The 14,764-nt window shown below is 55.2% G+C and carries 11 protein-coding genes; 6 read left to right on the top strand and 5 right to left on the bottom strand.

What is annotated here, in order from left to right; all coding sequences use genetic code 11:
* Positions 1-65 precede the first annotated feature (65 nt).
* Positions 66-2,195 (bottom strand): prolyl oligopeptidase family serine peptidase, encoded by a 2,130-nt coding sequence (locus CCY01nite_RS25930; protein ID WP_146867481.1) that lies wholly within the window; start codon positions 2,193-2,195, stop codon positions 66-68.
* 142 nt (positions 2,196-2,337) lie between these two features.
* Between CCY01nite_RS25930 and pfkA the strand changes: the two genes are divergently transcribed.
* Together pfkA and pyk are read left to right on the top strand one after the other, a co-directional pair.
* The gene (pfkA, locus tag CCY01nite_RS25925) at positions 2,338-3,318 is read left to right on the top strand and encodes a 6-phosphofructokinase (RefSeq protein ID WP_146867480.1); all 981 of its coding nucleotides are present in this window, start codon (positions 2,338-2,340) and stop codon (positions 3,316-3,318) included.
* A 10-nt stretch (positions 3,319-3,328) separates the two neighbouring features.
* Positions 3,329-4,816, top strand: coding sequence for a pyruvate kinase (pyk, locus tag CCY01nite_RS25920; protein WP_146867479.1), 1,488 nt, complete (start codon positions 3,329-3,331; stop codon positions 4,814-4,816).
* Between the two features lie 55 nt (positions 4,817-4,871).
* Here the strand turns inward: pyk and CCY01nite_RS25915 are convergent, their stop codons facing one another.
* The gene (locus CCY01nite_RS25915; protein ID WP_146867478.1) at positions 4,872-6,035 is read right to left on the bottom strand and encodes an MFS transporter; all 1,164 of its coding nucleotides are present in this window, start codon (positions 6,033-6,035) and stop codon (positions 4,872-4,874) included.
* Positions 6,036-6,114: 79 nt separating this feature from the next.
* Here CCY01nite_RS25915 and CCY01nite_RS25910 point away from each other — a divergent pair, with 79 nt between their 5' ends.
* Positions 6,115-7,470: an NAD-dependent succinate-semialdehyde dehydrogenase gene (locus tag CCY01nite_RS25910; protein ID WP_146867477.1), complete on the top strand. Its 1,356-nt coding sequence runs from the start codon at positions 6,115-6,117 to the stop codon at positions 7,468-7,470.
* 43 nt (positions 7,471-7,513) lie between these two features.
* Here the strand turns inward: CCY01nite_RS25910 and CCY01nite_RS25905 are convergent, their stop codons facing one another.
* On the bottom strand, positions 7,514-8,803 hold the full coding sequence (locus CCY01nite_RS25905; protein ID WP_186831276.1) for a DUF6807 domain-containing protein: 1,290 nt from the start codon (positions 8,801-8,803) through the stop codon (positions 7,514-7,516).
* A 109-nt stretch (positions 8,804-8,912) separates the two neighbouring features.
* Between CCY01nite_RS25905 and CCY01nite_RS25900 the strand changes: the two genes are divergently transcribed.
* From CCY01nite_RS25900 to CCY01nite_RS25890, 3 genes are all read left to right on the top strand, one after another.
* Positions 8,913-10,475, top strand: coding sequence for a C25 family cysteine peptidase (locus tag CCY01nite_RS25900; RefSeq protein ID WP_146867475.1), 1,563 nt, complete (start codon positions 8,913-8,915; stop codon positions 10,473-10,475).
* A complete protein-coding gene (locus CCY01nite_RS25895) occupies positions 10,462-10,734 on the top strand; it encodes a hypothetical protein (protein WP_186831275.1) in 273 nt (90 codons plus the stop codon). Before CCY01nite_RS25900 ends, CCY01nite_RS25895 begins: the two co-directional genes overlap by 14 nt.
* Before the next feature lie 191 nt (positions 10,735-10,925).
* A complete protein-coding gene (locus tag CCY01nite_RS25890; RefSeq protein WP_146867473.1) occupies positions 10,926-11,390 on the top strand; it encodes a hypothetical protein in 465 nt (154 codons plus the stop codon).
* 6 nt (positions 11,391-11,396) lie between these two features.
* On the opposite strand, the gene CCY01nite_RS25885 is transcribed toward CCY01nite_RS25890, so the two are convergent.
* Both CCY01nite_RS25885 and CCY01nite_RS25880 read right to left on the bottom strand, forming a co-directional pair.
* Positions 11,397-12,416, bottom strand: coding sequence for a dipeptide epimerase (locus tag CCY01nite_RS25885; RefSeq protein WP_146867472.1), 1,020 nt, complete (start codon positions 12,414-12,416; stop codon positions 11,397-11,399).
* 105 nt (positions 12,417-12,521) lie between these two features.
* Positions 12,522-14,723, bottom strand: a complete 2,202-nt coding sequence (locus CCY01nite_RS25880; RefSeq protein ID WP_146867471.1) for a 4-alpha-glucanotransferase — start codon at positions 14,721-14,723, stop codon at positions 12,522-12,524.
* Positions 14,724-14,764 lie beyond the last annotated feature (41 nt).

The following is a 14,764-nucleotide window of genomic DNA, read 5'->3' as shown; positions in this document are numbered from 1 at the left end:
GTTAATATACTAAAAAAGGGAGTGTCAAAAATAAATTGCACTCCCTTTTATGTATGTTGAAGCCCTTACATCGTCATGCCAAGATTGTACATGGTAAACGCCCAGATGTCCGTGGCTTCATCTATGAGCTTGGAGGTGGGCTTGCCGGCGCCGTGCCCCGCCTGCGTTTCCACGCGGATCAGCACGGGATTGCTGCCCTGATGGGCTTCCTGCAGGGTGGCCGCGAACTTGAAGGAATGCGCGGGCACCACGCGGTCGTCGTGATCCGCCGTGGTCACCAGGGTAGCGGGATAATGCGTACCCTTTTTCAGGTTATGCAGCGGGGAGTATTTGATCAGGTAAGGGAACTGCTCCGCCTTTTCGCTGGAACCATATTCCACTACCCAGGCCCATCCGATCGTAAACTTCTGGTAACGAAGCATATCCATTACGCCAACAGCGGGCAGGGCTACCTTGAAAAGTTCCGGGCGCTGCGTCATGCAGGCGCCTACGAGCAAGCCGCCGTTGGAACCGCCGCGGATGGCGAGCTTCTGCGGGCTGGTATATTTTTCCCTAACGAGGAACTCCGCCGCGCCGATGAAGTCGTCGAACACGTTCTGCTTTTTGTCCAGCATACCCGCCTTGTGCCATGCTTCACCGTATTCGCTGCCGCCGCGGAGGTTCACCACCGCGTAGATGCCGCCCTGCTCCATGAAGAAGAGGTTGGACACGGAGAAGCCCGGCGTCATGGGGATGTTGAAACCGCCGTAGCCGTACAGCAGCACGGGGTTCTGGCCGTTGAGGCGCAGCCCTTTTTTATAGGACAGGAATATGGGCACTTTGGTGCCGTCCTTGCTGGTGAAGAATACCTGCTTCGTTTCATAGTCCGCGGGATTGAACTTCACTTCCGTTTTCCGGAAGAGAGTGGATTGCCCGGTGGGGATATCATATTTATAAATGGTGGGCGGAGCTACGAAGGAAGTGAAGGTATAGAAGAACTCCCGGTCTTCCGCCTTGCCGCCGAAACCGCCGGCCGTGCCGATGCCCGGCAGCGCGATGTTCCGCTCCATCTTACCTTTCATATCATATTGCACAATGCGGGTGGATGCGTCTTTCAGGTAGCTGGCGAATAGCTTTCCGCCTGCGGTGCCCACGCCCTGCAGTACTTCGGGCTGTTCGGGGATCACGGTTTTCCAGTTTTCCTTTTCGGGATGCTTCGGATCGATGAGCACTACTTTATAATTGGGCGCGTCGTGGTTGGTGCGCACCAGCAGATGGTCTCCCACGTTCTCGATCACTGAAGGATCAAAGGCAAAGCCTTTGATCAGCAGCCTGAATTCCTTTTGCGCAGCGTCTTTCGTATCCCAATACCATACCTCGCGCCCGCTGGTGCCCTCGGTAGTGCCGAGAATGAGAAAACGCTCGTCCTCCGTCAGCCCCACGCCGGCATTGCGCAGCGGATGTTCTTTGTCCACATACACCAGCTGATCGTCCGCCTGCGCGGTGCCTACTTTATGGAAATACACTTTGTGGAACTCATTCTTTTTGGACAGCTTGCTGTCTTCATCCGGCGCATCGTAGCGGCTGTAATAAAAGCCGTCGCCTTTCCACGAGAGGCCGGAGAACTTGATCCAGTCCAGCTTGTCACTTAACAGCTGTTTGGTTTCCACGTCCATTACAAAACCTTCCTGCCAGTCGGAGCCCGCTTTGGCCACGAGGTAAGCCACATATTTACCGTCTTTTGAAAAGCTCATGCTGCCGAGGGCGGCGGTGCCTTTCTCCGACAATTTATTCGGATCAATAAACACTTCCGGCGTGCCGTTCAGGCCGGTCTGCCGGTACAGCACCGCCTGGTTCTGCAGGCCGTCGTTCTTGTAGAAGTAATAATATTTGCCTTCGCGGAAGGGAGAACCGTATTTGGGATAGTTCCACAGCTCTTCCAGGCGTTGTTTGATCTTGCTGCGGAAGGGGATGGCGGACAGGTAGTCCTGCGTCACCCTGTTTTCCGCTTCCACCCAGGCTTTTGTTTCCTCGCTGTTGTCATCTTCCAGCCAGCGGTAAGGGTCTGCCACGATCTGTCCGTGATAATTGTCCGTTGTATCCACTTTTCTTGCTACGGGATAGGTCAGGGAGGCGTTTTGCTGTGCTACCATTGTTCCTGCCGTAAAAGTCATCATTACGCTCATTACAATATGCTTATGATTAAATTTAGACATACATAATTTTTTTAAAAAAAGATGGTGGTTTATTTGATTAAAATTAAAAATTTAGGTTATTTCATCGAATAACTGATAGGAAACTGTTAAAAAATGTTAGTTTTGTGCGCCCTTTAAAAGGGCGGATTTTTAGCAATTTACTATGAAAAAGGTCAATAACATCGCAGTTCTTACTTCGGGAGGCGACGCTCCGGGGATGAACGCAGCTGTCAGAGCGGTAGTAAGAACGGGCATTTACCATCATCTGAATGTTTTCGGCGTCATGTATGGTTACCGGGGGATGCTCACAGGCGATATCTTTCCTATGGAATCCAAATCCGTTGCCAACATCATCCAGCGCGGGGGCACGGTACTGAAGACCGCGCGTTGCAAAGAATTTTACGAGCCGGAAGGCAGGAAAAAAGCTTATGAAAACCTGAAGAAATTCGGGATAGACGGACTGGTGGTGATCGGTGGTGACGGTTCTTTTAAAGGAGCGCAGAAGTTCAGCCAGGAATTTGATATTCCCTGCATCGGCCTCCCCGGCACGATCGACAAAGACATTGCCGGCACCGACTCCACGATCGGGTTCGACACTGCCGTGAATACCGCGGTGGAAGCGATCGACAAGATTCGTGATACGGCGGATGCGCATGACCGTCTTTTCATTATTGAAGTAATGGGCCGGGATGCCGGTTACATTGGCCTGCACAGCGGCATCGCCACCGGAGCGGAACACATTCTCATTCCCGAGCGCAAGACCAATATCGATGATGTGATCGATGACCTGATGGCGAACGAACGCCGGCAGAAAATGGTGAACCTCATTGTGGTGGCCGAAGGCGATGAGTTCGGCGGCGCCAACGAAGTAGCGCGTCACGTGAAGGAAAGAATGCCTCACCTGGACACCCGCGTATGCATCCTCGGCCACATTCAGCGCGGCGGCGCTCCTACCTGCAACGACCGCGTGATCGCCAGCAGGATGGGCTATGCGGCTGTTGACGCCCTGATCGGCGGCACCAGCAACGTGATGATCGGCATCGTTAATAACAAAATACAGTATACTCCGCTCGATAAGGCCGTTAAAGCCAAACAGAAGATCGACCCGGAATGGTTCAAGATTGTCAAAATCCTTGCGAGTTAAATAAACGTCTATGAGTACAAAAGACCTGTCCAAATACTTTTACAAAGACATGGACAATCAAGCCGGCGCGGCGCATGCAAAGCAGAAAACGAAGATCGTGGCAACAGTAGGGCCAGCCTGTGATACCTATGAGAAGTTACTGGAGCTCGTAAGGGCCGGCGTGAACGTATTCCGGCTGAACTTCTCCCATGGCAGCCATGAGGACAAACTGCGGATCATCGGTTACATCCGCGAGATCAACAAAACAGAACCTTACAACGTCGCCATCCTGGCGGACCTGCAGGGCCCCAAGCTGCGTGTGGGCGAGATCGCCAACAACGCGCTGCCCCTGAAAGCAGGCGATATCCTCACCTTTACCCAGGAAAAATGCGTGGGCACCATGGAGAAGATCTATGTGTCTTACCACGACCTGCATAAAGATGTTCGTCCCGGTCAGAAGATTCTGCTGGACGACGGCAAGATCGAAACGATCGTAAAGGAAGTAACACCCGATCAGCTGATCAAAGCGGAAGTATTGCTCGGCGGTATCCTTTCTTCCAAGAAAGGCTTTAACCTCCCCGACACGAAAGTATCGCTGCCCGCGCTGACGGAAAAGGACGTAGTGGACCTGGAGTTCATCATCGATCATGAATGCGACTGGGTAGCCCTGTCTTTTGTACGCAACGTAAAAGACCTCGGTCTGCTGCGCAAGCGTCTGAAAGAACGCAATTCCAAAATGAAGATCATCTCCAAGATCGAGAAACCCGAAGCCATCCAGAACCTGAAAGAGATCATCTGGGAAAGCGACGGCGTGATGATCGCGCGTGGCGACCTCGGCGTGGAGCTGCCTGTAGAGCAGATCCCGATGATCCAGAAAGATATCATCCGCAAATGTATCCACCGCGCGAAGCCCGTGATCGTGGCTACGCAGATGATGGAAAGCATGATAGACCGCAGCCGCCCGAACCGCAGCGAGATCACGGACGTAGCCAACGCCGTGCTCGAAGGCGCCGACGCGGTGATGCTGAGCGGCGAAACTGCCACCGGCATGCATCCTACGCTCGTTATCCAGACCATGCGCAAGATCATCGGTGAAGTAGAAAAAGAAGACATCATCTACAACCGCAACCTGATCCCGCACCGGCACTCCCCCTCCTTCCTCAGCGACGCACTGTGCTACAATGCCTGTAAGATCGCGGAAGACCTGGAATCCGACGCGCTCATCGGCATGACCCAATCCGGTTACACCGGCTTCATGCTTTCCAGCTACCGCCCGAAATCACCGCTGTTCATCTTCACAAAGGAAAAAACACTGGTGAACCAGCTGAGCCTTAGCTGGGGCGTGCGCGCATTCTACTATGGCGAAGAAGAAAGCCTGGACGATATCATCCAGGACCAGATCAACATCCTGAAAGAAAGAGGTTTTGTGAAAGCGAACGACGTGGTGGTGAACACCGGCAGTACGCCGATTGCGGAACACGCACCGACAAATATGCTGAAGATCACGAGAGTGTCTTAAAGCAGGCAATGAATAAATATGGAGGCCGTTTTCTTTTACAGGGAAACGGCCTTTTTTATACTTTGTCTTTCTTGTAGGTCACGCTATAGATCAGGATCGCCAGCAGCGTGATCCCCACGCCCGCCGCGCAAACCCCTGTCCATTTCCCCAGGTCCCACACCCACAGCCCGATGCCCGAGCCCAGCGAAGTACCGATAAAGCTCACCGTCATGAACACGGTGTTCATCCGGTTGCGCGCTTCCGGCAGCAAGGCGTAGATGCGCGTCTGGTTGGAAACGTGTACGCCCTGCAAACCCAGGTCCAGTAGCACGATGCCGGCGACGATGCCGACAAGGCTGTTCCGGAAGATCCAGAAAATAATAAAGGCCGCCAGGATGCAGGTGAGCCCGTACCCGATGGCGATGCGCGGGTTCTTTTTATCCGCGATACGCCCGATGAGCGGGGCGCCCAGTGCGCCGGTGGCCGCGGCAAGCCCCATCAGCCCGATCACATCGCTGCCGAAGCTGTAAGGCGGGTTGGATAATAAAAACACGGAGGTGGTCCAGAACAACCCGAAAACAGCGAAGCCACAGGCATTGATCAGCGACGCCTCCCGCAGCAAAGGCTGCTCCTTTACCAGCGTCAGCAACGAACGCATCAGCGCACCATAGCTGCCGCTGAATGCCGGCCTGCTTTGCGGAAAGGAAAAGATCATCGTCACCATCATTATAAAAGACAGCGCGCCCGCGATCCAGAACATGGCCCGCCAGCCGAGGTGCTCCCCCACCACGCCGCTCACTGTTCTCGACAACAGGATACCGATCAGCAGACCGCTCATGATCGCGCCGATCACTTTGCCCCTCCGCTCCGGAGCGGCCAGGGCAGCGCTTAACGGCAATATCAGCTGCGGTACGATAGAAGTAAAGCCGATGATCAGGCCCATGATCTTCAGCATGGTAATATTCGTGGATAACGCCGCACCGATCAACGCTGCTACCGCACATCCGGTCATGACCACGATCTGCCCCCTGCGTTCCAGCTTGTCCCCCAGCGGCACGCAGAACAGTAACCCCAACGCATACCCGATCTGCGTAAAGAAAGTGACCTGCCCGGCATTGCTTTCCGAAACGTCAAACTCCCTGCTGATCAGTACCAGCAAAGGCTGGCTGTAATAAATATTGGCAACGATCAGCCCCGTACAAAGGGCCATGATGGCGATGTTCCATTTGCTTAACGACATGTTTCCGGTCAGATTAGAGGGGCAAAGTTACTGCTTTTGAACAAGTGTACGGGCGATGCAAAATCGTTAACTTTATAACATGACATTCAAAAGCATCAACCCGTATACACAGGAAACCATCGCCGAATATCCCGCCCACACCGCGGCAGAGATCGAAAAGAAGATGCAGGACGGCTGGAAAGCCTTTGCCTCGCTGCGGCAGACCGCCGTGGAGCAACGCGCCGCCTGGATGCTGCAGGCCGCTGCCCTGCTGAAGAACAATGCCACGGAACACGGCTCGCTGATCAGCCGCGAGATGGGCAAAACGCTTAAAGAAGCGAAAGCGGAAGTGCTGAAATGCGCGGCGACGGCGGAGTATTATGCGGAGCATATCCAACCCATGCTGGAACCGCGCCTCATAGCATCGGACGGCAGAAAAAGCTACGCGGCGTTCGAAGCCAAAGGCATTGTGCTGGCGATCATGCCCTGGAATTTCCCGTACTGGCAGGTGTTCCGCTTCGCCATCCCCAACATACTCGCGGGCAACACCGTTATCCTGAAACATGCCAGCAATGTGAGCGGGTGCGGACTGGCCATTGAAAAGCTGTTCCGGGAAGCGGGCTTCCCGGAGGGCGTATTCCAGGCGGTGCTGGTATCTTCCAAAGAAATGGAGCCGCTGATCGCGGACGCGCGCGTGCAGGGCGTTACTTTAACGGGCAGCACACCCGCGGGGAAAAGCGTGGGGCAGCTCGCGGGGAAATATATCAAGAAGTCCGTACTGGAACTCGGCGGCAGCGATCCCTTCGTTGTATTAAGGGACGCCGACCTCATTGAAGCGGCTAAAACGGCGGTGAAAGCGCGCATGCAAAACGCGGGACAATCCTGCATCGCCGCCAAGCGGTGGATCGTGGAGAAAGCGGTGGCGGATGATTTCATCCAGCAGGTGCAGTCCATCATCACCTCCCTCAAACAGGGCGATCCTTTCGCCGCCGACACGGATACCGGTCCCATGGCGCGGCCGGACCTGGCGGAAGAGCTGGAAAAGCAAATGGAAAAAAGCATCGGGCAGGGCGCGCAATTGCTGGCGGGCGGTGAAAGGAACGGATGTAATTTCACGCCTGCGCTGCTGACGGGTGTAAAGCCGGGGATGACCGCTTTTGAAGAAGAAACTTTCGGCCCCCTTGCCGCCGTAACTATCGCAGATGACGAGGGCGCCGCTATCCGGCTGGCTAACCAGACTGCGTTCGGCCTCGGCTCTTCATTGTGGACGCGGGACCTGGAAAAAGCCACAAGGCTCGCTACGCTGATCGACAGCGGGAATGTGTTCATCAACGCCATGGTACGGTCGGACGCAAGGCTGCCTTTCGGCGGTGTGAAGCAATCCGGTTACGGCAGGGAGCTGTCGCTTGAGGGGGTGCATGAGTTTTTGAATATCAAGACAGTTTATGTACAGTAGCGATCATCACCCCGGCATGTTTCTGATGCGATGCACCGGAGTTTCATTCAGCTGACACCGTTACCTCCGGCGGATGCGCATAATCATTCCACAACGCCTCCGCTTCTTCCGCGCTGATATCTCCGTCAAACGTGACCACACGGTACTTCTGCGTATATTCATTACCGTAAGAGAGCGTCCAGGGGCGGTCTTTGGTGGGTGATATATTGATGAACACCTGTCCACCCAGGTCTTTTTCCGGCCATACCCTTATAGGCTGGGGAAAGTTGAAGTTATCCGGCGCCACCAGCACCAGCATGCCCGCTTTCCCTTCCCCGGAAGTACCGGCCACCTTGAACCAGCGCATGTAAGTGGAATCCGCGTTCCTGCGGGTTTTACCGGCGGACGTAAGGACCGCGCTGTTCTTATTGTTCCAGTCCGGGTGCCCCCGGAACCCGAAGCCGCCGCCATAACGGTAATGCTTCAACGTAATGGGGGACGTGGTACCACAGCTTAATACGGACACAAAGTCCCATACCTGCATCCCTTTGCCGTTATACGCCCGGATATCCCACACTTCATCCAACGCGTCCTTTTCCGTGGCGCCAAGCACCACATGCGCCTGCAAGGTTTTAAAGCCGCCCCAGACGGCGCCCTGCGTGCGGCTGATGAAATGCACAAATCTTACCGTACCGGTTTTCTTCGCGATGTTCCAGAAATCAACGGTCTTTCCTTCGAACTCGGTGTCGGTCCAGGGGTTCCAGATACCGAAATGATGATAGTGGTCTTTCGGGTGGATGCCGGTCAGCACCTTGCCTGCGGGGGACCAGGCGGGATGGATGAAACCGCTGCGGCGGAAAACCGTGTCCACGCCCGCGGGCGGGTAAACGGTGGCGTAGTTGTATTGCAGTACAGGATGATCGTGGTTGCGGATGGTGAGGGCGCCTTGTTCGTCTTTCAGTGTAACGGCGGCAGGCATCGGGGAAGGGCTATTCTGTCCGTCGCTGACTGCCGCGGCAGATGGTACAGGGGAAGCATTATTCCGTTGCACCGCATCAGCAGCACCACCCTTTTGCGGAACGGCATGCAGCTCGTAAGTCCTCACAACGCCCGCCGGCACCTTCTCCCCCAGTTGCCACCAGAGGCGCGGCACTATACCGGGCTCATATTGGCAGGGTACCTTCGTGCGCCGGCCGCCATCTACCGCAAACAATTCATACGGGCCTTTCGGCAGGCGGGAAAGATCGAGGCTGACGGGCGTACGCTGCCGCGCATACGCACCGGTCTGAACAGTAACACGGGCAATCAGCTGCGCCTGTGAAGCGGCGGCCCAGCCCAACAAGACTATCAACATAACATAACGCGGATATTGCATCTTCATGCAAACAAATTATAGATTCCCCTCAACTTTTACAAGTTAATGCTTACATTCGGATCGTTATTCCACCCCAAAAATCACCCCGATGAAAAAGGATAAGCTCATCGTATCCAACCGTGCTGCATTGATCAAAAAATACGGCAGCAAACACAAGACTTTCCTCACCGCACTGAACACGCTCCAACAGGCTGATAAAAAACGCAACCTTGATACGCTGGTCGTTTTTGTAGATGATGTTAAAACGATGAAAGCCTGCAAAGGCGCGGCTGTTAAAGATCCCGGCGATGCCCGCCAGAACAAGAATGCCATCGATGCGCTGTACCGCTGTTTTGAGCCGGACTACCTGCTGATCGCGGGCGCGCAGGACGTGATCCCTTTTCAGCCGCTCAACAACCTGCTTTTCAGTGAAGATGACGAAGACCGGATCATCCCCAGCGATCTGCCGTACGCCTGTGATGCGCCTTTCCATACAGACCCCGGTAAGTTCATTGCGCCGGTGCGCGTCGTGGGGCGGCTGCCGGACATTCCGGGCAGCCGGGATGCGGCGTATTTCCGCTCGCTGGTGAAAGACGCGGCATCCAGCAAACCCGCGAAAGTAAAGGATTACCAGTCATACTTCGCGGTGAGTGTGCACGACTGGCGCCTGTCCACCCGCGAAAGCCTGCAAAACATCTTCGGTCACAACGGCGCGTTGCAGCTGTCGCCCGCTATGGGACCGAAGTGGACGAAAACGCAGCTGAAAGCAAAAACACATTTCCTGAACTGCCATGGCTCGCTGGAAGACCCGTCCTACTACGGGCAGAAAGGCAAAAAGTTCCCTGAAGCACTGCAATCCGCGGGACTTGCCGAAAAGATCAGTCCGGGCACCATTGTGGCCGCGGAATGCTGTTACGGCGCACAGCTTTATGATCCTTCCGTTGCGGGAACAGCGCAGATGAGCATGGCGCAAAGCTACCTGTTGCATCACGCGCTGGCCTTCACCGGCAGCTCCACCATCGCTTACGGCCCTGCCAAAGGCCAGGGGCTGGCTGATTTGCTTACACAATACTTTCTTATCAACACGCTCAAAGGCGCTTCCACCGGCCGCGCGCTGCTGGAAGCAAGGCAGCGTTTTCTGGATGAAACGGGCCCTTCGCTGGACCCTTATGAGCTAAAGACCATCGCACAGTTCTACCTGCTCGGCGATCCCTCGCTGGTGATCGTGAACAGCGCGCCGGTGGCCCGTTCCATCGATCCGCGGCAAAACAGGCGGGATAACCTTATGGCAAAAGGGCTGGCGTTGAAAGGGTTTATTGCTGTGCCGAAGGAGATAAAAAACACCGCAGCGGCAAAAGCCGCAAAAGCAAAAACGAGCGCAAAAATGAAAACGCGCACGGCCGCCGGGGATGTTCAGGTTACCGGAGAACTCCTGCAACTGACTGACCAGCTGAAATCCCTCCTCAAATCCTTCCACGGAAAAACAAACAAAAAAACATTCACCAGCGCTCCATCCCCCCTCACCAGGAGTGCAAAATCATTCCCCGCACCTGTAAAATTTCATGTATATTCGGAATCATCATTCACCGGCAGGTTTAAAGAAACCAAAGTGCTGGTGGTAAAAGAAAAGAATGGTGTCATCCTTGGTCACAGAGAATATGTCAGGCGATAAAAAGAAGAAAACCAAACGTACCGTAAAAGGCCAGCTGGTGCTGAAGACTTTCGCGCGCACCACAAAAAGCGAGAGCCTGGGAGTATACCTGCAAACAGCGGAAGAAAGTTTCCTCATCCGCCCCGCGGCGGGCAATCCCTTTATGGACAACCCTCTGGCGGCGCTCGCCGGCAAGTTCATTGAAGCCACCGGCAGGAAAAGCGACTACGTTTTCTTTGCCGACAGCTGGAAGGAAATACCGGAAGACGAGGCCCGGTAAACTAATCAAGTCCCGCCCGCCCATACTTATCCGCCGGAATACCACCGGATTCCACGTAAATTTAAGTACACAAAAACGTCTGCCAAATGATAATCCGCCATTCTATCATGCGGCTGACTGTGATTGTACTTGCAGCATTTTATCTGTGCAGTATACCCCTGCAGGCATCCAGTCAGCAACACTCCCGCATCATGCAGCAAAAAACCGCTGCGCTCCTCGGAGATTACAAGGTTTCTTTCCGGTCCACCAACGGCATCCTCCGTTACATCCTGCATATTGACAGTGTGCAGGGCATGTTCTTTTACGGCAGGCTGGAAAACGACAAGCATTATCATCCCAAACGGGATGACCGTTGTTACATCAAAGGCATTCTGGCCGAGCGCGGCAAGTATGACTTTGTGATGAAGCCGTGGATGGACCGCGACCATCCTTACACGCTGCCGTGCCTGCCGCATGAGTGGCTGCTGAACAACAAGGTGTATTTTTCCTTCAAGGAAGAGAACATCATCAGCGGTTACATGATCGTGCAGAACGATTCCGCTTCGCCGCCCTACAAGTTTTCCGGCATGAAGCATGAGCTGCCGCCGGATATTGCGGCGGACAGCCTCGCCGGAGACCGTCCCATCGCGGGCCGGAAGTTCGGCCCGATGGAATAAGCAGCGTCAGAAAGCGCGGTGCAGTTCCGCGCCGGTACCATTCCTGTCCGCATAGATGATCACACCATCTTTGATCTGAACACCGTCCGCAATATCCTCCGCCAGGAGGAGCGGGCCGTCCATGTCCACATGATCGAGGTAAGGGAGCAAATGCGCTACGGCGGAAGTGCCTACGGTGCTTTCGTTCATGCTGCCGGTCATGACCTGCATGCCCAGGCGTTTGGCTTCGAGGATCATCCTGCGGGCAGGCGTGATGCCGCCGCATTTGGTGAGTTTTATATTGATGCCGTGGAAGTAACCGTGGCATTGCTGTACGTCGCTTTCCACAATGCAGCTTTCATCCGCGAACAACGGCAGCGGGGATTGCTCATATACTTTTTTCATCCCTTCCCAATCCGCCGCGGGCATCGGCTGTTCAATGAACTCCACGCCGAGGGATTGGAAAGCGGCCGCATTGCGGAGCGTTTCATCCACCCCCCAGGCACAGTTCGCGTCTACGCGGAATACGGCGCTGGTATGCTTTCGCAGTTCGGTGATGATGGCGATATCATCTTTCGTGCCGAGCTTGATCTTGTAGATGGGCCAGGGAAATTCCCGCAGCTTTTTCACCATGTTCTCCACGGTATCTATGCCGATGGTGTAGTCCGTCATCGGGTTATGCGAAGGGTCGAGGTCCCAGACCTCGTAGAGCTTTTTGCCGAGGCGCTTTGCGTAGAGGTCATGCGCCGCAAGGTCCAGCGCGCAGAGGGCGAACAGGTTATCTTTCAGCCGCGGGTACATCTCTTCCCAGAAGGCTTCCGGCGTATCCAGGCGGTAAGCCTCGATGAAGCCGCGGTGCGCATTGATCGCCTGCATCAGCATGGGCACGGTGATGTTGTAATAGGCGTTGTCCGCCGTTTCTCCCAGCCCGCTCAGGCCGTCCTGCCGCAGTTCCGCTACCAGTAAAGGCTGCACGTCCTTGCTTTTTCTCGATATCGTAAATGTGTGACGGAATTTTAAGGCGAATGGATATAGTGTCAGCTCCATAAAATAAATATACTGCGGGAAATTGGATTTCTGTCAATGGTGCATTCATGCGGCTGGCCCGGCGGGGCAAGCGGCGTTTGCAAGAAGCAGGTTTCCCGATTGCGGTTAGTTCACTAACCTCCCACTTTCGTCAATCAACGACCGGATCTTCTTCCTCAGCCCCTCCCGGCTGTTCAGCGCTTCCAGCGTGAGCGGCATACGGTAGCGCCAGTACCAGGGCGTAACGGCGGGATCGTTGATGCGCTCGTCTTCCGGGCGCAGGTGCGGGAGGCCGCTGTCCAGCGCCAGCCAGTCCTGCAGCTGGAAAATGCAAAGCATCGCCGGCGATAACAAATGCTGCCGGAGCACGATGGCCGCATCGCCTTTAAACCATTCGCGCAAGGTGCTCATATCGTGCGTGGAAGCGCTGGTGACGGAGAGGTAAGGAATGTCCGCCAGCGTTTGCCCGGCTTGCTTGGGCATCCTCGCTATTTCCAGGCTGAGTATCCCCAGCTGCTGCATCACCCCGGGCACGCAATGGGGCACCATGCCGAGGTCTTCGCCGCATACCAGCATGTCCGTCGCCTGCAGCAGGGCCGGCAGCTTGCGCAGCGCTTCCTGCTCCCAGAGGTTGTTATGGCGGTGATAGAAAAAATGATCGCAGAGCATCAGCAGCCGTTCCTGCACAGCGGGTTCCAGCGCTTTGAACGAGCGGGTGTGCTGCATGCCGAAACGCGGGTGGAAGGTATCGGGCGCCGGTTCAAAGAACAGCACATCGGCCGGATCATCCGCGGTATAAGGCTGGCAGTAGCGTTGCCGGGAAAAGGGAATTCCCCATTGCCGCAGCTCTTCTTCACTGAAGGGAATAGCGGGCTCAAAATATCCGAAAATGCCCTCCTGCTGCTGTAAAGGTATCTGCCAGATGCGGAACAGGCCCAGGATATGATCGATGCGGTAAGCGGAGAAATATTGCGCCATATGCCGCAGCCGGTGCGTCCACCAGGTGTACCCGGAGGCTTCCATTTGCTGCCAGTTGTAAGTGGGGAAGCTCCAGTTCTGGCCTTTCTCCGCAAAATCATCCGGCGGCGCGCCGGCCTGCGCGCTCATGTTAAAAAGCTCCGGCGAGGTGAGCGCATCCACACCATGACGATATACGCCGATCGGCAGATCACCCTTGATAGCAACGCCTTTGGCATGCGCATATTTCACGGCGGCTGATAGTTGCAGATGAAGATGGTATTGGGTGAATGCATAGAAAAGCGGCTGGCCGGCTTTATCCCGTTCCGCACAGAAGGCCGCGTAGGGTTCCAGCCAGTGCGCCTGTTCCTGCGCCCATGCCTGGAATGCCGCATCCGGTTTGAAATCTTCAAACAACAGCCGCAGGTAATGCATCTTCCAGCGGATCACGGTTTCATAATCCAGCTGCGGGGCCTTGTTCAGTTCCACCCGCTGTGCCTCATAAGCATCCGGCAATGCGCCCACGGCCGGCAGGTGCATGTACAGCGGATGCAGCGCGTACGCGGAGATAGCGGCATACGGATAGGAATCTTTCCAGCTGTAGTCAATGATGGTATCGTTCACCGGCAGCAATTGCACGAGGCATTGCCCGGTGGATGCCGCCCAGTCCGCCAGCAACGGAATATCCGCAAACTCTCCCGTTCCGAATCCCCGTTCCGAGCGCAGGGAGAATACGGGTACGGCAACGCCCGCGCCTTTCCAGGGCGTACGGAGAAAGCGGGTAAAATCGTCGTGGATGACCGTTTTGCCGGCAGGAACATCCATGCGGCGGTTGCCGCCTGCTTCGTAATGCTGTTGATGAAGATACTTGTATTCCAGCGCGGTGAAGGGTGGAATATCAACGTAGGCGGTAAAATATCCATCCGCTCCGAACGACATTCGTATAGCCTTCTGCGTATCCCAACCACCCAGCGCTGGAACATTTCCTGTGAGATATACACTTTCTCCGGCCGGCAGCAAAGGCGCCCGCACCTTGAATGTACAGGAGCCGGAAGCATCCGCCACGGTTGTTTCCTGCCTGAAGAACACTTGTGTAAAGGGCGCCGTTAACCAGACCGTTTCCGGTGCGGAAGGTGATATCCATATGTCCATCACCGTTAGATCAGGTTCGATCGTGATGGTGCGGCTTTCCTTTTCGGGCAGCCCGTTCAGCACGTAACGGTAGGTAAATGTACCAGCTTCGATGTCTGCGGCCAGCTGCCAGTACTGTTCATTATGGTACTGCATCGGCAGAAGATCTCCTTTGCCGGTAGAAAGATAAAGCTGCTGGCCCCACACGGACGAAAACCGGACGTAAAACTGAACCCTCATGACGGGAAATTACAAATTAATTACCTTGTCCGCTATGCCCG

The organism is Chitinophaga cymbidii, assembly GCF_007992715.1.
In the GTDB taxonomy this organism is placed as follows: Bacteria; Bacteroidota; Bacteroidia; order Chitinophagales; family Chitinophagaceae; genus Chitinophaga; species Chitinophaga cymbidii.
Note: the sequence above shows the minus strand (reverse complement) of the source record. Positions and strands in the feature narration are given on the sequence as shown.